Source organism: Sulfitobacter sp. L-8, from assembly GCF_056859255.1.
Map to the genome: position 1 here is coordinate 38023 of NZ_JBSXOD010000037.1, position 23201 is coordinate 61223.

Sequence of the window (23201 nt, forward strand, 5' to 3'; positions counted from 1 at the left end):
TGACAAATGACACGAGGGTCCGAATGCCAGCCAACGCACTCATGATACAGGGAACGGGGTCGAACGTGGGCAAGTCAATGTTGGTGGCTGGCCTGTGTCGCGCGGCACTGCGGCGGGGTATATCGGTCGCGCCGTTCAAGCCCCAGAATATGTCAAATAATGCAGCCGTTACCGATGACGGGGGCGAAATCGGTCGGGCCCAAGCATTGCAAGCGATCGCTTGCGGTCGCGCCCTTTCGGTGCACATGAACCCGGTCTTGTTAAAGCCCGAAAGCGATACCGGGTCTCAGGTTATTGTACAGGGGCAAGTGCGGGGGCGTTTGAATGCCCGCGAGTTTGGCGGCGCGCGCGCGTCGTTGCTGACCGCGGTGTTGGAGAGCTTCGCGATACTGAGCAAGACGGCCGACCTGATTATTGTCGAAGGCGCGGGAAGCCCGGCGGAAACCAATCTGCGGCGGGGCGATATCGCAAACATGGGGTTTGCCCGTGCGGCAGGGGTGCCGGTGATCCTGGCGGGCGATATCGACAGGGGCGGGGTCATTGCGCAAATTGTCGGAACCCAAGCAGTGATCGATCGCGAAGACGCCGCCATGGTCGCGGGGTTTGTCGTCAACAAGTTTCGCGGCGACGTAAGGCTTTTTGACGACGGCTATGAGGATATCATACGCCACACCGGATGGGCCGGTTTCGGGGTTCTCCCTTGGTTCAACGCGGCGCATCGATTGCCGTCCGAGGATGCGGTGGATCTGGCCCGGCCGTCCATGGCGGGGGGTTTTCACATTGTGTGCCCGATGCTGTCACGTATCGCGAATTTCGATGACCTTGACCCGCTCGCTGCTGAGCCTTCTGTGCGGTTGTCTATGATACCGCCCGGCTCGCCCTTGCCTGCCGACGCCGATATGGTGGTTTTGCCGGGTACCAAGTCAACGCGGGGTGATCTTGCCTTTCTACGTGCGCAGGGTTGGGACGTTGATTTGCATGCCCATGTGCGCCGGGGCGGCAAGGTTCTGGGAATTTGCGGCGGATATCAGATGCTTGGCCACACCGTTGATGATCGCGGCGGGCTTGATGGCGCTAGCGGGCGTGATCGGGGGCTTGGGCTTTTGAACGTTGAAACGCGTATGGCCAGCGATAAAACCTTGTCGAAAGTTACCGCCGTCCATTGCGCGTCGGGGGCGCAGATCGACGGGTATGAAATACATATCGGCCAAACCGCAGGGCCCGATTGCACATACCCATTTTCGACAGTGAACGGTATCGCCGATGGGGCCCAGACGAAAGATGGTCAAATCGCCGGAACCTACCTGCACGGGTTGTTCTCGAACGACGTTTTTCGCGCGGCTTGGTTGAAAAGCATCGGGGTCAGCAGTGGGGGAGCCGGGTATAGCCAGCTTGTCGAGGATACGTTGGATCAATTGGCCGACCACATGGAGAAATTCCTTGACGTGCCAGCGATCCTCGCCTGCGCTGCCCCGGTGGGTAAATAATTCCAGCGGCCCCTATCGCCCTTCTTGTCTTTGGCGGCATTCAGTAACATACAGAGCGGTGAACTTAATGATAAGGACGTTAAATGGAACGTAACCTCACCCTTGTGGCCCTGTTTGCTGCCCTGATTGCGGCGTTGGCGTTGATCCCGAAGTTTTCACTTGGGTTTGGAGTACCCATCACGGCACAGACCCTCGGCGTCATGCTATGCGGTACCGTGCTTGGTGCGAAACGCGGTGCCCTTGCCGTACTGTTGTTCTTGGCATTGGTCGCTATTGGCCTTCCGCTGTTGGCAGGTGGGCGTGGCGGCCTTGGGTCATTCATGCTGCCGTCATCGGGCTTTCTGATCGGCTGGCCCGTCGCGGCGTTTGTGACCGGCTGGATCGTCGAAAGATGGCGCGGACCGTCATTGACGGTTGTCGCCGGCGTCGCATCAGTTATTGGCGGCATTCTCGTCTTGTATGTCTTCGGCATCATCGGCCTGTCCATTGCACTGGACAAATCGCTGGTGGAATCGACAATTCTGGTCGCGATCTTCATTCCCGGAGATTTGATAAAAGCGGTCCTGGCAGGATTCATCACCAGTGGACTGGCCAAGGCTCGCCCAGCCAGTGTGCTTTCCCGCAGTTGATCGGCGCGTTCCTGTAACGGCGATCAAGAGCGACACACATTCAAGCAACGCTGGTGAAATCAGCGTTGCTTTACGCGTTGATGAGTTCAGAATTCTCTTCGATCAGCGCTTGTGAGATTTTCAAAAAATCATCCATACCAAAAATCAATTCGGATGGGCACGTCGCCACCTCGGCCTGCGCACTTTCCAGATGTTTGTCTATCGTGATCTCACAAGCGCGTGCTTCTTCTCCCAATTCTTCGAAACCCAAAGAACCGGCGGTGCCCGCTATTTGGTGAAAAAGTGTCCGGGCAGAGGTAAGATTGCTGTTAATACCATCGACCGTATCGCTTTCCCAAGCGGCCAATGCATGTTCAGCGATGGCGAACTGACGGTCGCATAGCATTTGCAGAAAGCGTAAGCGTATTCGATCAATGCCTGGAAGTTCCAGTTTTTGCTGTATCATGCTGTACGCCCTACATACCAAAAGTCTTTTTGGGCGCGCGCATAATCGGCGGCGGCCATCTCTGCCGAGGCATGTGCCTCTGATATGGCGTCCATCACAGAATTGCTGTTCTTCCACATCAAGCGCACTGCCGACCCCGCGCATACGCGCGGTTTGATCTGCTTGCCGTTATTGTCGAATAGCTCCGTGCGTGCCAAGCTAAGGTTAACGTTGTTGGCCAACATATTGGGTTGGGGGCGCCAGCCGCTTTCGGCGACGCAGACAAATGTGCCGTTTCCAGCATAGGCCATCAGGAACTGGCAGCCCTGCAAGGTATCCGAAACGGTTTCGCCTACATCGCTTAGCATACTACAGAATTCGAACGGCGACATCGTGTTGTGAAACCCTTCGATGTCCCGGATCGTGAACGCAAATGCGGTCGAACCGAACAGATCGCTCCGCGATAGTTGCTGCATGTAGTTTTCCAACGCCATGAATTCGATCAGGTTATTCACGTCATAGATCGAAACCGGCTCGTGGAGCTGCACCGGGCCCACTGCCTTGTTGCCGTGCGGGTTGATTGCCTGGGCGGCAAAGATCTTGCCGGTCTTGCGAGAGGGCGCATCTACGGCGCGTTCGACCAGCGCAAGCCTTGCCTTGAGTTCCGTCATCTCAAAAGGTTTGGTGACATAATCGGTCGCACCGGCCGAGAACGCGGCATCAATGTACGACTTTTCGGACATTGCGGTCAGCATCAGGATAGGGGCATCAATGTAGCTGTCCATTGACCGGATTTGCCGTGCCAAAGTCACACCGTCGGTACCGGGCATCTGAATATCCAATAAAAAGCTGTCAAAGGGCGCGCGCGCGTTTTGCTGCATTACCTTCGTTGCATCGTCAGCGCCGGATGCTGTGACAAGTTTATGATCCGTCATCGACTCTACAAAATGCGAAAGAAGCTCTAGGATAATAGGATCGTCATCAACCGCCAGAATTTTCATTTTAAAGCCTTACTTTTTACCCTTTACGGGACGAGCTGTCGTTTCTGTTGTATTCAATCTGGTGGGGAAAATTGTCAATAATTGGGCAATAACCGTGAAATTTGTAGAAATGTATAAATTCCACAATTTCTGCACAACAAGTTTCAGGGAGCCCGTGACGCAAAGATGGTTAATTACTTCGGCAAAGACCCTAATGGGCGTAATGTAACGCGCTGCGAGATCAGCAATGGCGGTACCCGGGTTTCGGTGCTTGCGTGGGGCGCAACGGTTCAGGAGCTTCGCACAGACGGCATGGAACATTCGCTGATTCTTGGCGGTCGTTCCATGGCGGCATATCTTGGACCTATGCGATATTTCGGGGCGATTGTCGGGCCGGTTGCCAACCGGATCGCCGGGGGCGAAATGAAAGTTGCGGGCAGATCTTTCGCCCTAGATAAAAACGAGGCGGGTCGAACCACTTTGCACGGTGGTCTGGCGGGGTTTGATCAACAGCTTTGGACGTTCAGCGACATCGCTGCATCGTCTTGCCGCCTGACGTTGACCCATGCTGATGGGTTCGGCGGATTTCCCGGCAATATATCGGTAGCCACAACCTATAGTTTGGACGCACAAGGTGCCTTGAACATTGAAATCACTGGGGAAACCGACAAGCCGACCTACTTCAGCCCAGCATTTCATGGGTATTGGAATTTGTCCGGGCAGCCGGACCTGGCCGATCATCGTATATATATTCCCGCGACCAGCTATCTCCCTGTTGATGCAGCACAAATTCCGCTCGGCGAACCGGCCCCCGTTGCGGGTACAACGTTCGACTATCGTCACCCGCGTAACATCGGATCGGAGCTGGATCATACCTTTTGTCTGGCACCTCCACAGGCTGAGATGGTGACCGCTTGCCACGTTAGTGCCGCCGGTGTCGGACTGGAGGTGACCACCGATCAGCCGGGCGTCCAGCTTTATAATGGGCGGCACATCCATACCGGGCAGATGCCTGGCCACGGCGGCGCTGCGTATGGTTCTTGCGCGGGGTTGGCGATTGAACCGCAATTCTGGCCCAACACGCCGCATCAACCGAATTTCCCTTCTAGTCTGCTGACGCCGGGGCGGGTCGCTTTGCATCGCTCGCGCTTTGGGATTTCACGAGTTGCTGACGAGAAATAATGGCTAGATCCAAGGCAATTACCGAGTGTTTTGACAAAGAAGCCGATGTTTTTCCTTAGCGGTGATTGACAATAGATATTGCATCTGCAACTCCACCATATAATAAGGCAGGCATATTAATTTTCGGTGGTGAGATGCAAAGCAAGATTAATCCGGACAGCTTCGGCTTTTTGATCAACGACATAGCACGAATGAGCCGTACAGTCTTTGAACAAGAGATCGAGGCGGCAAAGCTGGGCATCACAGCCGCCGAGGCCCGGGTGCTTGCCCACATGGGGCGTTGCGGTGCGATCCGGCAGCATTTGCTGGCCGAAAGCCTGGGGATGACCCCGATGAGCCTGACCGGTTTTCTCGATCGCCTCGAAGCTGCGGGGCTTATCTTGAGAAACGTTGATCCAAACGACCGCCGTGCCAAGATCGCATCCCTCACAGAACCTGCGTCTGATATCCTGTCGCAGATTGCGCAGGCGGGCAAACGGGTGGAACAAAAGATATCCGCGCATCTGAGCGATGAGGATTGGCAGACCTTTCAGCAGACGGCCTTGCGCATCCGGAAAAACCTGACTGACCTGCGCGCCGCAGGCCAACCGTCGGAAAATGAGGCGTCGAGATGACCGCGACCCCCATCATGAGCGAACGCCGCGTCAGTATCATTGGGGCGCTTTTGGTAGCCATCGGGCCGGTGTCGATGGCGCTGTATACACCTGCGATGACTGAACTGGTCCGGGCATTCGGATCAACGGAGTCGGTCATCAAACTGACGCTGACGCTATATTTCGGGGGCTTTGCCTGCGCCCAATTGATAGCGGGGCCGCTGTCAGACGCGTTGGGCCGCCGCCCGGTCACCATTGCTTTCATGGCGATTTACTGCGTGGCCAGCATTGTGGCGGTGTTGGCCCCTTCGGTCGAAGTGTTGATGGGCGCGCGATTTGTACAAGGCATCGGTGCGTCGGTCGGCGTTGCAATCTCGCGCGCTTTGGTCCGTGATCTGTTCACGGATGACCAGTCGTCCCGCATTATGAACCTGATCGGTATCATACTCGCGCTTGGGCCCGCTCTGGCCCCGACGATTGGAGGGCTGATGCTGCCTCTTTTGGGGTGGCGGTCCATATTCATTCTGATGGCGCTGCTGGGTTTGGGTGTTATCTGGATCGTTCTATTCGCCATGAAAGAGACCGTAATACCCGACCGATCCCGGCTGAATTTGCCTGCACTGGGGCGGACTTACCGGATGTTGTTGACCAATCCGCACTTTCTGGGTGCGTCTTTGGTAATGGGCGGGGCCTTGGGCGCGCTCTATGCGCAAGCGACGTTTTTGCCTTTCATCCTGATGGATGATGTCGGACTCAGCCCGGCACAGTTCGGCTTGTCGATGCTGGCGCAATCCGGCACCTTCTTCTTTGCGTCGCTTCTGGTGCGAAGGTTGATGAAGATCTATGGTGCAAACCGGTTGGTCGGGCCCGGGCTTGTCGCGATCGCATTGGGAAGCCTTGGGACATTGACCCTGCTGGTCTGGCCGCCAAGCTTTCTGCACGTCATGATCCCCGTCGCGACCTATTCTTTTGGCATCGCCTTTGTCATGCCTGCCATGTCGACCGCGGCGCTGGCACCGTTCGGAAAGGCCGCGGGTGTGGCTGCTTCGATGATGGGCTTTATCCAGATGGGCACGGGCCTGGTAATGGGGACACTCGGGGCGCTGATGGGGAATGCGTTGCTGGCCATGGGGATATTGATTCCGTTATTGGGTGCGATGGCCTGCGCTGCATTTCTGGTTTATCGTCGATTGGGCCCCGCCGTGGCGACCGCGCTGCCCGATACCCCTGCCACAGGGCCGGCCCCGATCCTTGCGTCCACCGGTCAGGTGTCGGGATGTGAAAGATAAACGCACCGAAGCGGACCTGATCCGCGTCACGTGATTTCAGATCGAAAAGAGTTTCGAATTGACAGGATTTTACGAAATGTTTCATGCGAGCTACCGACGTCGCGCCGTTGCCACCTTTATCGCGTTGCTGACTGTTGTCACGTCGGCATTGGCGCAGCAACCCGGTGGGCGCCCCCCTGCGGCAGTAACCGTAGTCACCATGCAGCCTCGGGATGTGCCGTTGAACACAACTTTGCCGGGGCGCGTCGTTGCGTCAGCCGAGGCCGAAGTGCGCCCGCAGGTCAACGGTATCATTACGGAACGCAGTTTCATCGAAGGCGAGCCGGTCCAGGAGGGCGACGTCCTGTTCCACATCGACCCCGCGATATACGCGGCTGCGGTCGCCCAGGCACAAGCTGCGGTCGCGCAGGCCGAGGCCCAGGCCAACGCCGCAGTCAGAGAAGCCGACAGGCTAAAGGAGCTGGCATCGCGCAACGTTGCCAGTGATCAGGCGTTGGATGCAGCGGTCGCGGCCCGGGACAGTGCCGAGGCTTCGGTTCAAGCCGCAAGGGCCGCGTTGCAAACAGCCCAGATCCAACTCGATTACACCAAGGTCCGGGCGCGTCTGTCCGGCGAAATCGGGCGCGCCCTGACCAGTGCAGGCGCTTTGGTGACCAATAGCCAGGCCAGCCCGCTGGCGGTTATCCGTAACATCGACCCCGTTTATGTCGATGTGACCCAATCCGCCGCCGAGCTTTTGGACTGGCGCAGGGGAAACACCGAAAAACGACTTGGCGATACCCCGCGCGAGGTCAAGCTGACGCTGGCTGATGGCAGTGATTACAACCATACCGGCACCCTGACCGCCGCCGAGCCCGACGTTGATCAGCAAACCGGCGTCGTGGTGTTGAGAATGAAATTCGCCAACCCCGAAAAACTGTTGTTGCCGGGTATGTACGTGCGGGTGGTGATGCCCACCGGTGTGGCGAAAGGGGCATTTTTGGTCCCTCAGGAAGCGGTCAGCCGGAACCGGCGTGGCCAGCCGGTGGCACTGGTTGTCAATGCGGATAACATCGTCGAACAGCGCGACCTTTCAGTGTTGCAGGACCGGGGTTCCGACTGGATCGTCGACAGCGGTCTGGCCGCCGGCGACCGCGTTATCGTGAAGGGGGTACAAAAAGCACCTGTTGGCGCGACTGTCGCCCCGCAAGAGCTAGGTGTCGACACCGACGCCAAATCCCCGACCACAGATTAACAAAAAGCCGGAGCACTCTTGCATGGCCCGTTTCTTCATCGACCGCCCGATCTTTGCGTGGGTAATCTCCATCTTTATCATGGGTGTCGGCATCTTGTCGATTTTGACGCTTCCGGTGGCGCAGTATCCGCAGATCGCCCCGCCGTCCGTTTCGGTTCAGGCCTCGTATCCCGGCGCGTCGGCACAGACCGTCGCCAATACGGTCACCCAGGTCATCGAACAGCAGATGACCGGGCTTGACGGGCTGCGCTATATATCTTCTTCGTCGACCAGCGCGGGCGGTGCCAGCATCACATTGACCTTCGAAACCGGCACAGACGTGGATATCGCGCAGGTTCAGGTTCAGAACAAGCTGTCGCAGGCTTCGGCGTTGCTTCCCGGTCCGGTCCAGAGACAGGGGATCACGGTTCAAAAGTCGTCGGCCGGGTTTTTGATGGTGATCGCGCTGATCGCCAAGAGTGGGCAGTATGACGCCACTGACCTTGGCGACTACATGAACACCAATCTGGTCAATGAAATCAGCCGGGTAGAGGGCGTCGGCAGCGTGCGCGTGTTCGGGGCGCAATACGCGATGCGGATCTGGCTGGACCCTTTCAAACTGGCCGCGTTCGAGCTGACGCCAGCAGATGTGGTTGCTGCGGTATCGGCTGAAAATGCCCAGATTTCTGCGGGGTCTTTCGGGGCACGGCCCGCCATGGACGGGCAGGCGCTGAACGCCACCATCACTGCGCAATCGCTGCTGACCACGCCCGAAGACTTTCGCCAGATCGTCTTGCGTGCCGAAACAGACGGTGGTCTTGTTCTGTTGAATGACGTAGCGCGGGTCGAGATCGGGTCAGAAAGCTATGCAACCATCTCCAGGTTCGATCGCAATCCGTCGTCTGGGATGGCGATCAGCCTGGCACCGGGGGCCAATGCGCTGGACACGGCAAACTTGGTCGAACAACGGATCCAGGAGCTGTCGAGCTTTTTCCCCGAAGGGGTCGACTATGTCATCCCCTACGACACGACGCCATTTGTGAAAATCTCTATCGAAGAAGTTATCAAGACGCTGGTCGAGGCCATCGCGCTTGTGTTTGTCGTGATGTATCTGTTCTTGCAGAACATCCGCGCGACGCTGATCCCGACGCTTGCGGTCCCTGTGGTGTTGCTGGGCACCTTCGGCGTGTTGGCCGCCTTCGGATTTTCGATCAACACCCTGACCATGCTGGCAATGGTTTTGGCGATCGGTCTGCTTGTCGATGACGCGATCGTGGTTGTCGAAAATGTGGAAAGGATCATGCAGCAGGAAAAGATCGGCCCGGTGGCGGCAACGCGCAAATCCATGGATCAGATCACCGGTGCATTGATCGGTATTGCGGTTGTCCTGTCGGCGGTGTTTGTGCCGATGGCGTTCTTTCCCGGATCTACAGGCGTGATTTATAAACAGTTCTCGATCACCATCATTTCGGCGATGACGCTGTCAGTGGTTGTGGCTTTGACGCTGACGCCTGCGCTATGTGCGTCGTTGTTAAAGCAGGGCGACCATGCAAATCGGCGTGGCTTTTTCGGGCTGTTCAATCGGGGTTTTGACAAGACGCTGGATGGCTACACTACCAGCGTGTCGTGGCTGGTCCGTCGGCCTGTGCGGGTGGGGCTGGTCTATCTGTTGATCATCGCCGCGATGGTGATGCTGTTTCTGCGCACGCCGGGGGGATTTTTGCCGGCGGAAGACCAAGGCACAATGTTCACATTGATACAGGCACCGACCGGGGCTACGGCAGAACGCACTCTTGAAGTGATCAAGCAGGTCGAAAGCTACTATCTCGACAATGAAAGTGATGTCGTTGAATCTGTATTCGGCGTCGCGGGGTTCAGTTTTGCGGGGCAGGGGCAGAACCTGGGGCTGGTGTTTGTTCGTCTCAAGGACTGGAGCGAAAGGACATCGGCATCGCAAAGCGTTCAGGCGCTCGCCGGGCGTGCATTTGGTGCGTTCAGTCAGATTCAGGACGCGCAGGTGTTTCCCATTGTGCCGCCGTCGGTCAGCCAGCTCGGCAACGTTTCGGGGTTCGACTTCTTCCTTCAGGGCCGGTCGGGCCAGTCCCATGATCAATTGCTCGAGGCGCGCAATCAATTGCTTGGCCTTGCCGCGCAAAGTCCGCTTATCGCTTCGGCCCGCCCCAGCGGACTGGAGGATGCGGCCCAGTTCAACCTTGATATTGACTGGCGTCGCGCCGGGGCGATGGGGGTTACGGCGACCGATGTCGGCAATTTGCTGACGATCGCCTGGGCGGGGCAGTATGTGAATGACTTTGTCGACGAAGGGCGGATCAAACGGGTCTATGTACAGGGAGAGGCCTCGGCCCGGTCTACCCCGTCCGATCTGGAAAAGTGGCGGGTGCGCAATGCCAGCGGCGGGCTGGTGCCGTTTTCCAACTTTGCCGAAGGAAACTGGGCCTACGGGCCGCAAGGCGTAAACCGGTATGACGGCATATCCGCAATGCAGATACAGGGGTCTCCCGCACCGGGTGTCAGCACCGGCGAAGCGATCGCCGAGCTTGAGCGTCTGGTCACGCAATTGCCGCCTGGATATCGGATCGCCTGGACCGGTCTGTCGCTGGAGGAAAAGGTCAGTGGCAATCAGGCACCACTGCTGTATGCCCTGTCGCTGGCTGCGATTTTCCTTGCCTTGGCGGCTTTGTATGAAAGCTGGGCGATCCCATTTGCGGTCATGCTCGCGATGCCGATCGGAATTTTGGGGACCTTAACCGGTGCCTATCTTGGCGGTTTTGAAAATGGCGTGTTCTTTCAGGTCGGTTTGCTGACCGTGGTCGGATTGACCGGCAAGAACGCGATTTTGATCGTGGAATTCGCTCGTGACCGTCGGCAGGAAGGCGAAACCATCTTCGAGGCTGCGGTAGATGCCGCGCGGCAGCGGTTTCGCCCGATCATCATGACATCCATGGCATTTTCTCTGGGGGTTCTGCCCTTGGTGCTAAGCACCGGTGCAGGATCCGGCGGACGTACCGCAATCGGCTCGGGCGTTCTGGCAGGGACCATCGCCGCGACCGTTCTGGGTGTCCTGTTCGTGCCGTACTTCTTCGCGACCGTGGCACGGTTCACGCGTAACCCGACCCCGGACAAGACCGAAACCTAAGAACATCAGGCCCTCGCGCCGAAGCGCGGGGGCCCGAGAGCGTCGGGACATTGAACCCGAGACAACCGGCGCGGTGTCCGGTTGGGCCGCAGTATTGGACGCGTTCCTAGTCCTTGAACACCGCAAGCCCCAGCCATTCCGCGACAAGAGCGGGGGTTTCCGTGCCTTCGATCTCAATGGTCAACAGGTTTTCGCGCAGCATGTCGGTGGCGTTGCGGGCCGTGACCTTTTGCAGCGTGAACCGCCCGCGCAGGCGCGACCCCGCCTTGACCGGTGTCAGAAACCGCAGCTTGTTCATGCCATAGTTGATCCCCATCACCTGTCCGGGCATCATCGAAAAGCAATCATAGGCAAAGCGGCTTGCCAGCGACAGCGTCAGAAAGCCGTGGGCAATGGTGCCGCCAAACGGCGTTTCTTTCGCGGCTCTCTCGGGGTCAACGTGGATCCATTGCAGATCGTGTGTCGTCTTGGCAAAGTCGTCGATCATCGTTTGGTCGACGGTAATCCAGTTGGATACGCCGACTTCGGTGCCGATCAGAGTTTCACTGTGGGCTACGGCGTCTTTCAGTGCGGACATTACAATATCTCCTTCAGGACGGGTCGGCAGCGACACGTACCATGCGCTTGCCTTTGTTATCGCCGGCCAACAGACCAATTAACGCTTGCGGAGCGTTTTCGAGCCCATCGACGACATCTTCAGTTACCTTGACCTGGGCCGACGCCACCCACGTTTGCAGCGCTCGCAATGCCTTGGCGTCATTATGCGCCCAGTCCATCACTATAAAGCCTTCCATGCGCAGCCGCTTGACCACCACCAAACCGGGCAGGTTGCGCGGGCCGGCGGGTGTTTCGGTGTCATATTGGCTGATCGCGCCGCAGCATATGATCCGGCCTTTTTCGTTCATTGCGAACAGGGCAGTCTCCAGAACCGTGCCGCCGACATTGTCGAAATACACATCGACCCCGTCAGGGCAAGCGGCCCGCAATGCCTTGGACATGCCCGGCGCGCGGTAATCGATGCAGTCGTCGAAACCCAGTTCATCCTTGACCCACCGACACTTATCGACCCCGCCCGCGATGCCGACAACACGGCAACCAAGCGCCTTGGCGATCTGGCCGACATAGCCGCCGACCGACCCTGCGGCTGCCGACACCAGCACGGTTTCGCCAGCTATCGGCTGGCCCACCGAGATCAGCCCGTGATATGCCGTCTTGCCGGCAATGCCGTAAACCGACATCAAGTTCGAAAGCTGCGGTACCTTTGGCAGTTTTTCGAGACGGCGTGCGTCTGCGACGACAAAATCAGACCATGTTGCCTCGGCGGCGACAATGTCACCAACGGCGACACGGTCGCTTTTGGTTTCGACGACCTCGCAAATCGCATAGGTCGGCATCGCATCGCCAGCGTTGACCGCAGCACGGTATGTGGCGCCTTTCATCCACGACCTGTTGGCCGCGTCGATGGACATCAGGACCACCTTCAGCACGACTTGCCCGTCGCCCGCCTTGGGCATGTCTGCCGTGGTTTGTTTGAAATGATCGGCGGTCAGCGCGTCTTTGGGCAACTCGGCAATCACGATTTGGCGGTTTGTCATTTGGGCTTCCTTTCGACGTCAGTCGACATCAAGAACAACTTTGCCCAGAACCTTGCGGTCCTGCATCAGGTTCAGCGCATCGGCGGCTTTCTCAAGCGGAAAGCGGGCAGAGATACGCGGTTTGATCTGTCCGTCAGCATACATGCGGAACAGGTCGGCCATGTTTTCGCCGTGGATTGCGGGCTCGCGGACCGTGTGAGCACCCCAAAACACGCCGACGATCTGGCAGCCTTTCAGCAGCGTGAGGTTCAGCGGGATCTTGGGAATACCCGCAGGAAACCCAACAACCAGATAGCGCCCTTTCCACGCCAGGGCACGCACCGCAGGTTCGGCATAGGCCCCCCCAACGGCGTCATACACAACATCGATGCCTTCGCCGCCCGACAGTTTCTTGATTTCGTCGGAAAACGCCTTTTGCGTGGCGCGGTCATCCATGTCCCGGCTGTAGATGATCGTTTCATCCGCTCCCAGATCGCGGCAGAACTGCGCCTTGTCCTCCGAAGAAACGGCGGCAATGACATGTGCGCCAGCGGCTTTGCCAAGCTCGATCGCGGCAGCACCGACGCCGCCGGCCGCCCCCAGAATCAGCAGCGATTCCCCGGGTTGGATTTCAGCGCGGTTTTTCAGCGCGTGGTGCGAAGTGCCGTAGGTCAAGACCAGACATGACGCTTCGTCATATGGCATCGTATCGGGGATTTTCATGACGCGAGCGGAATCAACGATGATGTCAGTCGCAAACCCGCCAAAGCCGGTCATGGCGAGAACGCGGTCCCCGACGCTCAGGTTTGTCACACCTTCGCCAAGCGCTGCAACTTCGCCCGCGACCTCACCACCAGGGGCAAAGGGGCGGGGCGGCTTTATCTGGTAAAGATCCTTGATAATCAAAGTATCAGGAAAGTTCAGACCCGCTGCGCGTATCCGAATGCGCACCTGCCCTTTCTTGGGTTCGGGTTGCGGCAGTTCGGTCAGTTCCAGCGTTTCCGGCCCACCGGGGGCAGTGCTAAGCATGGCTTTCATCGGGTCAATCCTCCTTTATAACTTGCAAAGCAATAGGCGCGTTCAGAAACTGTCTTGTCAATCGAATTTCGAAATGCAATTTTGCACTGCGGAATTGTTATCCGCAAACACGAGGGGGGAGACAAGATGCAGTCCGATCAGGAACTGAAGCATTTCCGTGCGGAGCTGCGCGAGTGGCTAGAGGCGAACTGCCCTGCTGAAATGCGCGGTGGCGAGCCTAGTGAAGCATCTGTATGTTGGGGTGGCAAGAGCTTTGAGTTCGAATCCGACGCGCAGCGCGTCTGGATGGAGCGCGCCGCGTCCAAGGGATACACCGTACCCACATGGCCCGTCGAATACGGCGGGGCGGGGATGAACCGCGCGCAAGAAAAGATCTTTATAGAAGAGATGGACCGGATCGAGGCGCGTTCGCCCTTGCAAAGTTTTGGCATCTGGATGCTTGGGCCCGCCTTGCTGCACTTTGGCACGCATGAACAGAAACTGCATTACTTGCCCCCGATCGCCCGCGGTGAAATCCGCTGGTGTCAGGGCTATTCCGAGCCGGGGGCCGGGTCGGATCTGGCCAGCGTCCAGACCAAAGGCGAGGACAAGGGCGATCATTGGCTGGTGAACGGTCAGAAGATCTGGACCTCCTACGCCGATAAAGCCGACTGGATTTTTGCGCTGATCCGTACGGATCGTGATGCGCCCAAGCACAAGGGTATCTCCTTTCTGCTTATCGACATGGAAGACGAAGGCGTCGAGACCCGCCCGATCAAGCTGATTTCAGGCGCATCGGTCTTCTGCGAGACGTTCTTTACCAATGTGCAGGTGCCGAAAGAGCAGATCGTCGGCGATGAGAACCGTGGCTGGGACGTGGCGAAATACCTGCTGACCCACGAGCGCGAGATGATCTCGGGCGGGGGGCAGGGCCTGTCGGGCGGTCGTGCGCTTGGGGCTGTGCTGAATGAATCTCTGGCCGAGGGGCAAGAGATGGACACCGTGCTGCGCGCCGACGTGATGCGCTGCGAGGTGGACGCGCTTGCCATTGGCCTCACGCTGGAACGCTACAAGGATCAGGCCGAGGCCGGCACCGGCGCGGGGGATGCGTCGGCGATGCTGAAATACATGGGCACAGAGCTGAACATGCAGCGCCACGAATTGCTGATGGCCGCTGGCGGCAGCGACGCGCTGGAATGGGACGGGCCTTTGGGCAACCGTCCCGCGGACTGGTTGCGCACAAAGGCCAATTCAATCGAAGGCGGCACAAGCGAGGTGATGTTGAGCATTATCTCTCGCCGCGTGCTTGGGCTCCCGGGGTAAGATCATGGTTAAACTAGTATTAACGGAAGACGAAACCATGTTGGCCGACGCGGCGCGAGGTTTCCTGGATAAATCCGCACCGGTCAAGGCGTTCCGGGACTTGCGCGATGCCGGGCAGACCCATGACGCCAAGATGTGGAAAGAGATGGCCGCGATGGGATGGGCCGGTGTGCTGGTTCCTGAAAGTGCGGGTGGCGTTGATATGGGCCATGCCGCTGCGGGTGTTCTGGCGCATGAAATGGGCAAGACGCTGGTCGTCAGCCCGTTCCTTTCGACGGCAGTAATCGCCGCGACAGCCCTGCGCCACGTCAGCGATGCGCGCGCCGAGGCCGCGCTGGCCAAGATTGCCAGCGGCGACGCGACCTATGCGTTGGCGGTGGATGAGACCTCCAAGTTCAACCCGGATGCCACGGCAATGACCGCAACGGCGGAAGGCAACGGTTTTCGCCTGACCGGCAAGAAGACCTTTGTCGTCGATGGTGCTTTGGCGGACCGTTTGCTGGTGCTTGCCAAGACAGACAACGGGCTGACCCTGTTCGACATCCCCGCAGACCGCGCAGGCATCACACGCAACGCGCAGAACATGATCGATGCACGCGATTCCGCGCGGATCGATTTTGATAACGTCGAAGCGACGGGCGATGATGTTCTGGGCCAGGTCGATGACGCCATGACCGTGCTGAAACCCGCGATTGAGGCAGGGCAGGCCGCCCTCGCCGCCGAGATGGCAGGCGTTGCTGCGGGAGCCTTTGGCATGACCGTGGGCTATCTGAAAGAACGCAAGCAGTTCGGCACGTTGATCGGCACCTTCCAAGCGCTGCAACACCGCGCCGCCCATCTGTGGTGCGAGATCGAAGTCACCGCTTCAGCCGTTTTGCATGCAGGCCGCAAATTGGACGAAGATCCCGAAAATGCGACCATGGCGGTCTCGCTCGCCAAGGCGCGTGCCACATCGACGGCGCAACTTGCTGTGCAAGAGGGTGTTCAGATGCATGGCGGCATCGGTATGACCGACGCATTCGATATCGGATTTTATATGAAACGCGCCCGTGTCGGCGCTGAATGGTTGGGTGATTACGGGTATCACGCGAACCAGGTTGCCAAGCACAGAGGATTTTAAGCCATGGATATTCAAACACTGTTCGGCCTTGAGGGGAAAACCGCGCTTGTCACTGGCGGTGCCACAGGCATTGGTCGCATGGCCGCCGAGGCGCTGGTGCGTGCCGGTGCTCGCGTGCTGATCGCAAGCCGCAAGGGAGAAGCCTGCGAGGCCGTCGCGAAAGAGCTGAACGCCATGGGCGCGTCGGGGTCAGCCGAGGGTTTTGCGGGCGATGTCGGCACCGAAGACGGCGTTGATGCGATTGTCGCCGCGGTCAAGGAACGCACCGACAGGCTTGATATCCTGATGAACAACGCGGGCATCACCTGGGGTGCCCCTCTGGGCGACTTTCCGTTCAAGGCATGGGACAAGGTGATGAACGTGAACGTCGCGGGTTTGTTTGACTTGACGCAAAAGCTGTTGCCGCTTCTCAGGGCAAACGCGACGATCGAAGACCCCGCGCGGGTGGTGAACGTCGGATCGGTGATGGGGGAACGCGAGATGGGCGATGGCGCCTACAGCTACTCTGCCTCGAAGGCCGCTGTTATTCATCTCAGCAAGATTTTGGCCAAGGAACTGGCCGGTGACGCGATCACCGTGAACGCCTTGGCACCGGGGCCATTCGTTTCGCGGATGACCGCCTTTGCGACCCACGACGAGGAGATGCGCAACAAGGTGGGCCAAGACGTGCCCCTGCGCCGCGTCGGGACCGACACGGACATCGCGGGCTGCATGTTGTTCCTCTGCGGCAAGGGCGGTGCCTATGTCACGGGCGCGGTCGTTCCGGTCAGCGGCGGCATCAATGTGATGAGCGGGCCGAACATTTTTGAACAAGCACTGCACTGAGGGGCGATGATGGATATTCGTTTTGACAACCGCGTCGCTATTGTCACCGGCGCGGGCACGGGTCTGGGGCGCAGCCATGCGCTTGGCCTCGCGGCGCGCGGTGCACGCGTTATGGTCAATGATCTGGGCGTAACAACCGACGGGCAGGGGTCTTCGTCGGCGGCTGCCGAAGCCGTCGCGCAGGAAATCCGCGACGCGGGCGGCGAGGCGATGGCGCATGGCTGCGACGTGTCGGATGAAGCCGGTGTGAAAGATATGGTCGCTCAGGTCATGGACGCCTGGGGCCGCATCGACATTCTGGTGAACAACGCGGGCATCCTGCGGGACAAGACGTTTTCCAAGATGGAGATGTCGGATTTCCGCAAGGTCGTCGACGTGCATCTGATCGGGTCGGCGAATGTGACCCACGCCTGCTGGCCGATCATGCGCGAACAGAAATACGGGCGCATTGTGCTGACCTCCTCGGCCTCGGGCCTGTATGGCAACTTTGGTCAATCCAATTACGGTGCGGCCAAAGCGGCGATGATGGGGCTGATGAACGTGCTGCATCTGGAAGGCGCGCGTGACAATATCCGCGTCAACACGCTGGCCCCCACAGCGGCCACGCGGATGACCGCCGATCTGCTGCCTGAACAGGCTCAGGCGCTGCTGGCCCCCGAAACGATCACACCCGGCCTGCTGTACCTCGTCAGCGAGGACGGCCCCAGCCGCGTGATCCTTGGGGCAGGGGCGGGCGGCTTTGCCCAGACCCGTATTTACGAAACGGAAGGCGTGACCTTGACCGGCGACGAGAATACCCCTGAAGGTGTCGCATCCGCTTTCGACAAGATCACCGACGCGGCAGGCCAGCAAGAGCTGACCGATGCCTTTAGTCAAACGAAGAAATACGCGCTCAATGCAGCCAAGGCCCAGGGTCTTGATCTGGATTGGGGCTAACAGACGAAATTTCAAAGGGAGATCACCATGCGTGACGCAGTAATCGTATCCACCGCCCGTACCCCGATCGGCAAAGCCTATCGCGGTGCGTTCAACGCCACCACACCACAGGCACTTGCCGCTCACGCCATCGAAAACGCCGTGAAGCGTGCCGGTCTTGACGGGTCGGAAATCTCCGACTGTGTCATCGGGTCCGCCTTGCAGCAGGGGCATCAGGCGGGCAACATCGCGCGTCAGGCCGCCATCCGCGCAGGCCTGCCCGTGACCGTTGCAGGCATGTCGCTGGACCGTCAGTGTGCATCCGGCATGATGGCAATTGCCACCGCGGCCAAGCAGGTGATCACCGATGGGATGGACATTGTCATCGGCGGCGGTGTCGACAGCATTTCCCTCGTGCAAACGCCAGAGATGCGCGTCAGCGCCGACCCGTGGCTCAAGCAGAACAAGCCCGAAATCTACATGACCATGCTGGAAACAGCGGAAAACGTGGCAGAGCGCTATAACGTCAGCCGCGAAGCGCAGGACGAATACGCGGCGCGCAGCCAAGAGCTGACGCACCAAGCGCAACAGGCCGGCCGCTTTGACGACGAGATCGTCGCGATGACCACCACGATGATGGTTCAGGACAAAGAGACCAAAGAGATTTCCAAGCACGAAGTCACCTTGGAAAAAGACGAGGGCAACCGCCCCGGCACCACGGCGGAAAGCCTTGCCGGTCTGAAGCCCGTGTTCAAGGACGGCATCCACCTGCCCGAAGGCAAGTTCATCACCGCGGGGAACGCCTCGCAGTTGTCCGATGGTGCCTCTGCCGCTGTGGTCATGGAAGCGAAAGAAGCCGAACGTCGCGGTCTTCAGCCACTGGGTCGCTACGTTGGCGTGATGGCCGCAGGCTGCGAGCCCGATGAGATGGGTATCGGCCCGATCTATGCCGTGCCAAAGCTGCTGGAAGCGCACGGGCTCAAGATGGATGACATCGGCCTGTGGGAACTGAACGAAGCCTTCGCCTGCCAGGTGATCGCATCGCGCGACAAGCTGGGCATCCCGGACGAGCTGTTGAACGTGGACGGCGGTGCGATCTCTATCGGTCACCCCTACGGCATGTCCGGCGCACGCATGGTTGGCCACGCGCTGATCGAAGGCAAACGTCGCGGTGTCAAATACGTTGTCTGCACCATGTGTGTCGGCGGAGGCATGGGTGCTGCTGGCCTGTTCGAGGTCCTGTAAACCATCATGGGAGAGCTACTGGTCATCCGCCACGGTCAGGCGTCTTTTGGGGCTGACAACTATGACAAGTTGTCGGACCTCGGGCACCGGCAATCCGAGGCCGTCGGCCAGTTGCTGCGCGATACCGGCTGGGTGCCGGACCGGACAATCACCGGCACCCTGACCCGCCAGAAAGAAACGCTTGCCTCGATGGGATTCGAGGCAGGCAACACTCACCCCGGCCTGAATGAATATGATTTTCAGAACCTGCTGGACGCGCGCTATAGAGGGGCGGTTCCGGAACTGGTCAAGGGCGACCGCAAGGTGCATTTCCGCACCCTGCGCGAAACCGTATTTCAGTGGCAGGCAGACGAGATCGAAGGCCCCGCCGAGACATGGGGCAATTTCACCGACCGCGTGGAAGCCGCCCGTCTGATCGCCTGTGCCGAAGGGGCGGAGCGCGTGCTTGCCGTAAGCTCCGGCGGGGTGATCGGGCAACTGACGGCCGCGTCTCTTGGCGCACCGCATAAAATGATGATGACGCTGAACCTCCAGATCAAGAACACGTCAATCACCAAGTTTGTATTCACCAAAACGGCGTTTTTTCTGCATGAATTCAACGCCACGCCCCATTTGATGTCAGCCGAAACCGCTGGCATGCTGACCTATAGTTAAGGAACGGTAGCCATGAGCACAGACACCCAGACACTCGATATTCCAAAGGTCAGCGCTTATCTGGAAAAGCACCTTGAGGGCTTTGAAGGTCCGCTTGAGGTCTCCAAGTTTCAGGCAGGGCAGTCGAACCCGACGTTCCTGCTGAAAACCCCATCGCGCAACTATGTGCTGCGTCGCAAACCGCCGGGGGTTCTGTTGAAATCCGCCCACGCCGTGGACCGCGAATATCGCGTGCAACGCGCGTTGGCGGATACGGATGTGCCCGTCGCCAAGATGCACCTGCTGTGCGAAGATGATGATGTGATCGGGTCGGCCTTTTACATCATGGATCACGTGAATGGCCGCAACTTCATGGACCCGCGCATGCCCGAACTGGACAACGCGGCGCGCGCAGGTGTCATAGACGAGATGAACCGGGTGCTGGCGGCCTTGCATGACGTCGACATTGATGCGGTAGGCCTGTCGGATTACGGCCCTCCAGGCAATTACTATGAACGTCAGGTCGCGCGGTGGACCAAGCAGTACCGGGCGTCTGAGACAGAAGTCTTGCCCGATATGGACCGCTTGATTGAAAAGCTGACGCAGAGCATTCCTGCCGATGACGGCCAGCGCACCTTGGTGCACGGTGATTACCGGATCGACAACATGATGTTTGAAAAAGACGGCACCAAGTGTCTGGCAATTCTGGATTGGGAGCTTTCAACCATCGGGCATCCCTATGCGGATTTGGCCGCGGTGATCATGCAATGGCAGATGCCGGCAGGCACCGAGGGACGCGGGTTTGGCGGTGTGGACCGCCAAGAGCTTGGCTTGCCAAGCGACGAGGAGTTCATCGCCAGGTATTGCGAACGCCGGGGTCTGAAGGGAATTGACAACTTTGGTTTTTACCTGGCTTTTTGCTTCTTCCGCATGGCCGGCATTATTCAGGGGGTGTTGAAGCGGGCTCTGGACGGAAACGCCTCCAACCCAGAGCGTGCAATGAAAGTGGGTGCCTATGTGCCGGTATTCGCTGCTAACGGGCTAAAGGCACTTGAAAGAAAATAGTATGGCCCCGAACGAGTTTGCCACCGATCCGATAGAAACCAAGGACCGCAATTTCGTCACGGCTCTGGCGCGTGGGCTCGATGTTCTACGTTGCTTTCGCGAAAACGAAGCGGCGCTGACCAATACGGATTTTGCGGAACGTACGGGGTTGCCAAAAGCGACGGTTTCAAGATTGACCCATACGCTATGCGAACTGGATTACCTGGTCGCAGATACCCGCACCGGCACGTACCGGCTGGGGGCCGGGGTCTTGCAGCTTGGCTTTGGCGTCCTGACGAGCATGGAAATCGGTGACCGCGCGGAAGATGAAATGCGCCGCCTGCGCGACGGTCCGAATTCGTATATCACCGTGGCCCTGGGTGAGGCACATCGGCTGGACGTGGTATACATTGCCACCAAACGTTCGCGCGAGGACGTCGCGCTTCAGATCCGGGTGGGGTCACGGTTACCGCTGTTCGATTCCGCCATAGGGCGCGCGATCATGGTCGGAATGGACGATATCGCGCGCGAGAAGGCGTTCGCCTTTGCCGGGGAAATTGACCAGGCGACCGAAGCTCGCGGTCGCGCGAGCTGCGCCGCTGCGGTCGAGGAATATGCTCTGCGCGGCTACTGTTCGAGCTATGGGGACTGGCGCCCCGACGTGAACGGCATTGCCGTCCCTGTCTTTTCCCCGAACGGGTCGCAGGTCTATGGTTTGAACATCGGCGGCCCGTCTTTCCACGTCAAACGGAAGCAGTTGGAAACTGTCTATGCCAAACGATTGATCAAGGCGGCAGAGTCGATCAGCATCCGGTTCTAGCGCCATTTTCCGCATAGATGCCTGTCAGAACAGACCCACAAGAATCATAAAATTTCAGCGGATTCGAGTTCCGCATAGCGGAACAAGTCCAGCTTTTGCGGGGCTGGAAAGTCGACGGTTTGCCCGCGAAAATCCCACTGTGAAAAATTGGGAACGGTGGCTCAAAATTCTTGGTTGAAGCTAAATCCGGACAGGTGTCAGGTTAGGGCGAAATATTCAGCAAAGCCACGAAAAATTCACGTCTGATTAAATCCAGAGATAACAATCAGTTAAGTTTTCCCCCGCACAATTGTTACGCAAAGATGCCACGCAGCAGGCTCTGGATGCTTGCGATCCACCACGCAAGAAATGAGATAACTCACGGTAATGTCTCGCAACTTTTATAAAGATGCGCTTGACAATAAGCCCCATTGTGCAAGGCTCCACCCAAGGTCTGGCAATCCCAAAACGCATCAAAGCGCCGGGCCGTCCTTGGGAGGATAAAAATGAAAAGTATCACTAAGCTGGGCGCGGTATCTGCGCTTTCACTGATCATTGGCGCAAGCGCTGCCTTTGCCGAAAACATCAAGATCGCTTTTATTGATCCACTGTCCGGTCCGTTTGCAAGCACTGGCACTAATGGATTGCACCAGTTCGAATTCGCCGCCGATTACATGGTAAACGAAAAGGGCGGGCTGCTTGACGGTCAGAAAATGGAAATTGTCGCTTTCGACAACAAGATCAGCCCGAAAGAGTCGCTGATTCAGCTTCAGGTCGCGATTGACCAAGGCATTCGCTATATCGCACAGGGTAACTCCTCGGGTGTTGCCAACGCGCTGACCGAAGCCATCGACAAGCATAACAAGCGTAATCCGGACACCCGCGTTTTGTTTTTGAACTACGCTGCGGTTGACCCTGCATTGACCAATGACAAATGTAACTTCTGGCACTTCCGCTTTGATGCGAACGCCGACATCAAGATGGACGCGCTGACAGATGTCATCGCGAAAGACGAAAGCATCAAGAAAGTTTACCTGATCGGTCAGGACTATTCCTTCGGGAAAGCCGTGGCAGCCGCTGCAAACGACATGCTGGGTAAAAAGCGCCCCGACATCGAAATCGTCGGTGACGAATTGCACCCGATCGGCAAGGTGAAAGACTTTACCCCCTACGCGCGCAAGATCGTATCTTCAGGTGCCGATGCGGTTATCACGGGCAACTGGGGTGCCGACATGCTGGGCCTTGGTAAGGCAATCATCGATAACGGATTTACCGGCCCAATCTATACCTATTATGCCGCCGGTTCCGGCATCACGGGTGCATTCGGTGAAAGCGGCAAAGGCAAAATCCGCTTGATCTCGCAAGGCGGTATCAACCCGATCGCCACCGAAGAAGCCCGCGCCACCTATGAGGCGTTCAAGGTGAAGTATCCAGAAGACAATATCGACCAGAGCCGGATATTCAACGTGATCGGCATGCTGGCCGAGGCGATTACCGAAGCAGGTACAGCCACCGATGTGGTTGCGGTCGCCTCCAAGTTGGAAAACATGGAATACGAAAGCATGTGGGGCGGTAAAGTGTTCATGCGCCCACAGGATCACCAGTTGATCCAGGACATGAATGTTGGCGTTCACACGAACGAAAACATCGACTTTGACTATGACAACTCGGGCTTTGGTGTCTTCACTGAATCGACTGTCAAGATGGCGTCGATGGACATCCCAACAACCTGCGAGATGAAGCGCCCGTAAA

The 23201-nt window shown here is 58.2% G+C and carries 21 protein-coding genes; 16 read left to right on the forward strand and 5 right to left on the reverse strand.

Going from position 1 to position 23201, the window contains the following annotated elements; translation table 11 throughout:
- Positions 1–23: 23 nt before the first annotated feature.
- Positions 24–1487 carry a cobyric acid synthase gene (locus AC13DE_RS05110; RefSeq protein ID WP_483047248.1) on the forward strand — a complete coding sequence of 488 codons (1464 nt, stop codon included), beginning with the start codon at positions 24–26 and terminating at the stop codon, positions 1485–1487.
- A gap of 83 nt (positions 1488–1570) precedes the next feature.
- Positions 1571–2116 (forward strand): biotin transporter BioY, encoded by a 546-nt coding sequence (locus tag AC13DE_RS05115; protein ID WP_446296531.1) that lies wholly within the window; start codon positions 1571–1573, stop codon positions 2114–2116.
- Between the two features lie 70 nt (positions 2117–2186).
- On the opposite strand, the gene AC13DE_RS05120 is transcribed toward AC13DE_RS05115, so the two are convergent.
- A complete protein-coding gene (locus AC13DE_RS05120; protein WP_483047249.1) occupies positions 2187–2561 on the reverse strand; it encodes a phosphorelay protein in 375 nt (124 codons plus the stop codon).
- Positions 2558–3541, reverse strand: a complete 984-nt coding sequence (locus AC13DE_RS05125; RefSeq protein WP_446296533.1) for a response regulator — start codon at positions 3539–3541, stop codon at positions 2558–2560. The genes AC13DE_RS05120 and AC13DE_RS05125 overlap by 4 nt, the downstream gene beginning before the upstream one ends.
- A gap of 165 nt (positions 3542–3706) precedes the next feature.
- On the opposite strand from AC13DE_RS05125, the gene AC13DE_RS05130 reads away from it, so the two are divergent.
- From AC13DE_RS05130 to AC13DE_RS05150, 5 genes are all read left to right on the forward strand, one after another.
- Positions 3707–4702: an aldose epimerase family protein gene (locus AC13DE_RS05130; RefSeq protein WP_483047250.1), complete on the forward strand. Its 996-nt coding sequence runs from the start codon at positions 3707–3709 to the stop codon at positions 4700–4702.
- 134 nt (positions 4703–4836) lie between these two features.
- The gene (locus AC13DE_RS05135; RefSeq protein ID WP_446296535.1) at positions 4837–5316 is read left to right on the forward strand and encodes a MarR family winged helix-turn-helix transcriptional regulator; all 480 of its coding nucleotides are present in this window, start codon (positions 4837–4839) and stop codon (positions 5314–5316) included.
- Positions 5313–6584 carry a multidrug effflux MFS transporter gene (locus tag AC13DE_RS05140; RefSeq protein ID WP_483047251.1) on the forward strand — a complete coding sequence of 424 codons (1272 nt, stop codon included), beginning with the start codon at positions 5313–5315 and terminating at the stop codon, positions 6582–6584. The genes AC13DE_RS05135 and AC13DE_RS05140 overlap by 4 nt, the downstream gene beginning before the upstream one ends.
- Before the next feature lie 76 nt (positions 6585–6660).
- On the forward strand, positions 6661–7818 hold the full coding sequence (locus AC13DE_RS05145; RefSeq protein ID WP_483047331.1) for an efflux RND transporter periplasmic adaptor subunit: 1158 nt from the start codon (positions 6661–6663) through the stop codon (positions 7816–7818).
- A 22-nt stretch (positions 7819–7840) separates the two neighbouring features.
- Positions 7841–10954 carry an efflux RND transporter permease subunit gene (locus AC13DE_RS05150; protein ID WP_446312325.1) on the forward strand — a complete coding sequence of 1038 codons (3114 nt, stop codon included), beginning with the start codon at positions 7841–7843 and terminating at the stop codon, positions 10952–10954.
- Positions 10955–11060: 106 nt separating this feature from the next.
- On the opposite strand, the gene AC13DE_RS05155 is transcribed toward AC13DE_RS05150, so the two are convergent.
- The 3 genes from AC13DE_RS05155 to AC13DE_RS05165 are packed head-to-tail and all read right to left on the reverse strand — an operon-like array spanning position 11061 to position 13566.
- Entirely contained in the window at positions 11061–11531 is a 471-nt protein-coding gene (locus AC13DE_RS05155; RefSeq protein WP_289083191.1) for a MaoC family dehydratase, read from the reverse strand.
- A 13-nt stretch (positions 11532–11544) separates the two neighbouring features.
- A complete protein-coding gene (locus AC13DE_RS05160; RefSeq protein ID WP_483047252.1) occupies positions 11545–12549 on the reverse strand; it encodes an NADP-dependent oxidoreductase in 1005 nt (334 codons plus the stop codon).
- Between the two features lie 18 nt (positions 12550–12567).
- Positions 12568–13566 carry an NADPH:quinone oxidoreductase family protein gene (locus tag AC13DE_RS05165; protein ID WP_483047253.1) on the reverse strand — a complete coding sequence of 333 codons (999 nt, stop codon included), beginning with the start codon at positions 13564–13566 and terminating at the stop codon, positions 12568–12570.
- A 126-nt stretch (positions 13567–13692) separates the two neighbouring features.
- Between AC13DE_RS05165 and AC13DE_RS05170 the strand changes: the two genes are divergently transcribed.
- The 9 genes from AC13DE_RS05170 (at position 13693) to AC13DE_RS05210 (ending at position 23200) form a co-directional block, all read left to right on the forward strand.
- Positions 13693–14868, forward strand: a complete 1176-nt coding sequence (locus AC13DE_RS05170; protein ID WP_483047254.1) for an acyl-CoA dehydrogenase family protein — start codon at positions 13693–13695, stop codon at positions 14866–14868.
- A gap of 4 nt (positions 14869–14872) precedes the next feature.
- Positions 14873–15988: an acyl-CoA dehydrogenase family protein gene (locus AC13DE_RS05175; protein WP_446296541.1), complete on the forward strand. Its 1116-nt coding sequence runs from the start codon at positions 14873–14875 to the stop codon at positions 15986–15988.
- Between the two features lie 3 nt (positions 15989–15991).
- Positions 15992–16813 (forward strand): SDR family oxidoreductase, encoded by an 822-nt coding sequence (locus AC13DE_RS05180; RefSeq protein ID WP_483047255.1) that lies wholly within the window; start codon positions 15992–15994, stop codon positions 16811–16813.
- Positions 16814–16822: 9 nt separating this feature from the next.
- Positions 16823–17749, forward strand: a complete 927-nt coding sequence (locus tag AC13DE_RS05185; protein WP_446312330.1) for an SDR family NAD(P)-dependent oxidoreductase — start codon at positions 16823–16825, stop codon at positions 17747–17749.
- Between the two features lie 27 nt (positions 17750–17776).
- Entirely contained in the window at positions 17777–18973 is a 1197-nt protein-coding gene (locus AC13DE_RS05190) for an acetyl-CoA C-acyltransferase (RefSeq protein WP_483047256.1), read from the forward strand.
- Positions 18974–18979: 6 nt separating this feature from the next.
- Entirely contained in the window at positions 18980–19627 is a 648-nt protein-coding gene (locus tag AC13DE_RS05195) for a histidine phosphatase family protein (protein WP_446297092.1), read from the forward strand.
- A gap of 12 nt (positions 19628–19639) precedes the next feature.
- The gene (locus AC13DE_RS05200) at positions 19640–20671 is read left to right on the forward strand and encodes a phosphotransferase family protein (protein WP_446312332.1); all 1032 of its coding nucleotides are present in this window, start codon (positions 19640–19642) and stop codon (positions 20669–20671) included.
- Position 20672: 1 nt separating this feature from the next.
- Complete coding sequence (locus tag AC13DE_RS05205) at positions 20673–21470, forward strand: IclR family transcriptional regulator (protein WP_483047257.1); 798 nt, start codon at positions 20673–20675, stop codon at positions 21468–21470.
- Between the two features lie 485 nt (positions 21471–21955).
- Complete coding sequence (locus AC13DE_RS05210) at positions 21956–23200, forward strand: branched-chain amino acid ABC transporter substrate-binding protein (protein ID WP_483047258.1); 1245 nt, start codon at positions 21956–21958, stop codon at positions 23198–23200.
- Position 23201: the final 1 nt, after the last annotated feature.

What these genes read in the sequence shown, in the direction of transcription:
- AC13DE_RS05175 (WP_446296541.1), top strand. Translation starts at nt 14,873, where the DNA reads ATGGTTAAACTAGTATTAACGGAAGACGAAACCATGTTGGCCGACGCG.
- AC13DE_RS05120 (WP_483047249.1), bottom strand. Translation starts at nt 2,561, where the DNA reads ATGATACAGCAAAAACTGGAACTTCCAGGCATTGATCGAATACGCTTA.
- AC13DE_RS05190 (WP_483047256.1), top strand. Translation starts at nt 17,777, where the DNA reads ATGCGTGACGCAGTAATCGTATCCACCGCCCGTACCCCGATCGGCAAA.
- AC13DE_RS05135 (WP_446296535.1), top strand. Translation starts at nt 4,837, where the DNA reads ATGCAAAGCAAGATTAATCCGGACAGCTTCGGCTTTTTGATCAACGAC.
- AC13DE_RS05140 (WP_483047251.1), top strand. Translation starts at nt 5,313, where the DNA reads ATGACCGCGACCCCCATCATGAGCGAACGCCGCGTCAGTATCATTGGG.
- AC13DE_RS05200 (WP_446312332.1), top strand. Translation starts at nt 19,640, where the DNA reads ATGAGCACAGACACCCAGACACTCGATATTCCAAAGGTCAGCGCTTAT.
- AC13DE_RS05115 (WP_446296531.1), top strand. Translation starts at nt 1,571, where the DNA reads ATGGAACGTAACCTCACCCTTGTGGCCCTGTTTGCTGCCCTGATTGCG.
- AC13DE_RS05125 (WP_446296533.1), bottom strand. Translation starts at nt 3,541, where the DNA reads ATGAAAATTCTGGCGGTTGATGACGATCCTATTATCCTAGAGCTTCTT.
- AC13DE_RS05110 (WP_483047248.1), top strand. Translation starts at nt 24, where the DNA reads ATGCCAGCCAACGCACTCATGATACAGGGAACGGGGTCGAACGTGGGC.
- AC13DE_RS05185 (WP_446312330.1), top strand. Translation starts at nt 16,823, where the DNA reads ATGGATATTCGTTTTGACAACCGCGTCGCTATTGTCACCGGCGCGGGC.
- AC13DE_RS05160 (WP_483047252.1), bottom strand. Translation starts at nt 12,549, where the DNA reads ATGACAAACCGCCAAATCGTGATTGCCGAGTTGCCCAAAGACGCGCTG.
- AC13DE_RS05170 (WP_483047254.1), top strand. Translation starts at nt 13,693, where the DNA reads ATGCAGTCCGATCAGGAACTGAAGCATTTCCGTGCGGAGCTGCGCGAG.
- AC13DE_RS05180 (WP_483047255.1), top strand. Translation starts at nt 15,992, where the DNA reads ATGGATATTCAAACACTGTTCGGCCTTGAGGGGAAAACCGCGCTTGTC.
- AC13DE_RS05165 (WP_483047253.1), bottom strand. Translation starts at nt 13,566, where the DNA reads ATGAAAGCCATGCTTAGCACTGCCCCCGGTGGGCCGGAAACGCTGGAA.
- AC13DE_RS05205 (WP_483047257.1), top strand. Translation starts at nt 20,673, where the DNA reads ATGGCCCCGAACGAGTTTGCCACCGATCCGATAGAAACCAAGGACCGC.
- AC13DE_RS05195 (WP_446297092.1), top strand. Translation starts at nt 18,980, where the DNA reads ATGGGAGAGCTACTGGTCATCCGCCACGGTCAGGCGTCTTTTGGGGCT.
- AC13DE_RS05150 (WP_446312325.1), top strand. Translation starts at nt 7,841, where the DNA reads ATGGCCCGTTTCTTCATCGACCGCCCGATCTTTGCGTGGGTAATCTCC.
- AC13DE_RS05210 (WP_483047258.1), top strand. Translation starts at nt 21,956, where the DNA reads ATGAAAAGTATCACTAAGCTGGGCGCGGTATCTGCGCTTTCACTGATC.
- AC13DE_RS05130 (WP_483047250.1), top strand. Translation starts at nt 3,707, where the DNA reads ATGGTTAATTACTTCGGCAAAGACCCTAATGGGCGTAATGTAACGCGC.
- AC13DE_RS05155 (WP_289083191.1), bottom strand. Translation starts at nt 11,531, where the DNA reads ATGTCCGCACTGAAAGACGCCGTAGCCCACAGTGAAACTCTGATCGGC.
- AC13DE_RS05145 (WP_483047331.1), top strand. Translation starts at nt 6,661, where the DNA reads ATGTTTCATGCGAGCTACCGACGTCGCGCCGTTGCCACCTTTATCGCG.